Genomic DNA, 1302 nt, shown 5'->3' with positions numbered 1-1302 from the left:
GGGGTCGCTGCGGCGGGAGGACGGTGGGATGCGGCGGCTGCTGACGTCGATGGCCGAGCTGTTCGTCCGGGGTGTCACGCTCGACTGGAGCGGTGTGCTCCCACGGGTCCCTGGGCCGGTGGATCTGCCGACCTATGCCTTCGACCACCGGCACTACTGGCTCCACCCGGCCGGGGCGGCGACGGACGCGCCGTCGCTCGGGCTGGCCGGCGCCGACCACCCGATGCTGGGCGCGGTGGTGCCGCTGCCGCGGTCCGGCGGGCTGGTGTTCACCTCGCGGCTGTCGGTGCGATCGCATCCGTGGCTCGCGGACCACACCATCGGCGGTGTCGTGGTCGTGCCGAGCGCCGGGCTCGTGGAGCTGGCCGTGCGCGCCGGTGACGAGGCCGGGTGCGCCGTCCTCGGCGAGCTGGTGGTCGAGAACCTGCTCGTGCTGCCCGAGCACGGCGGTGTGCGGGTGCAGGTCGTGCTGAGCGGCCCGGCCGACGACGGCTCGCGCACGGTGGACGTGTACTCCCTGAGCGAGGACGGCGCGGACGTGTGGACCCGGCACGCCACCGGGCAGCTGCTGACCACGCCTGCGAACCGGGAGCCGTTCGACGCGGCCGCATGGCCGCCGCCCGGTGCGCGGGAGCTCGCCATGGATGCCGACGACCTCTACGGCGACCTGGCCCGGCGAGGGTTCGCCTACGGGCGGGCACTGCGGTGCGTGCGGGCGGTGTGGCGGCGCGGCGAGGAGCTGTTCGCCGAGATCGCCCTGCCCGAGGAACTGGTCGCGGACGCCGGCCGTTTCGGTCTCCATCCGGCGCTGCTGGACGCGGCGCTGCACCCGGCCCTGCTGAGTGCCGCCGACGGTGAGCCGCGGCAACCGCTGGACTGGCGCGGGTTCGTGCTGCACGCCGCGGGTGCGTCGGTGCTGCGGGTGCGGCTGGCGCCCAACGGGCCCGACGCCGTGTCGCTGGCGGCGGCGGACGAGGCCGGCGGCCCGGTCGTGACCGTGGACTCGGTGGTGTCGCGGCCGGTGTCCGCCGGGCGGCCGGGCACCGTGGTGGCGAGCACCGTGCGCGCCACCTCGCTGTTCCAGGTGGACTGGACGGAGCTGGCCGCGGCGGAGGAGCCCGCGCCCGCGTGGGTGGCGGTGGCCACCGCCGACGACGTGGCGGCCCTGGGCGGGGACGTGCCCGCGGCGGCGGTGCTCCAGGCGACCGCCGGGGGTGCGGACGCGGCCCTGCCCCTGACTTCGCGGGTGCTGGCCGCCGTCCAGGCGTGGCTGGCGGGTGCCGGGCTGGAGGAATCCCGTCT

The 1302-nt window shown here is 76.7% G+C and carries 1 protein-coding gene; it reads left to right on the top strand.

Features of this window, described 5'->3' with window-relative positions:
* Positions 1–28: 28 nt before the first annotated feature.
* On the top strand, positions 29–1302 hold a 1274-nt coding region (locus AF1_RS32555), incomplete at its 3' end, for a polyketide synthase dehydratase domain-containing protein (protein ID WP_217999880.1).

The organism is Actinomadura formosensis NBRC 14204 (genome assembly GCF_001552155.1).
Lineage (GTDB): Bacteria > Actinomycetota > Actinomycetes > Streptosporangiales > Streptosporangiaceae > Spirillospora > Spirillospora formosensis.
This window is presented reverse-complemented; position numbering and strand designations above follow the sequence as displayed.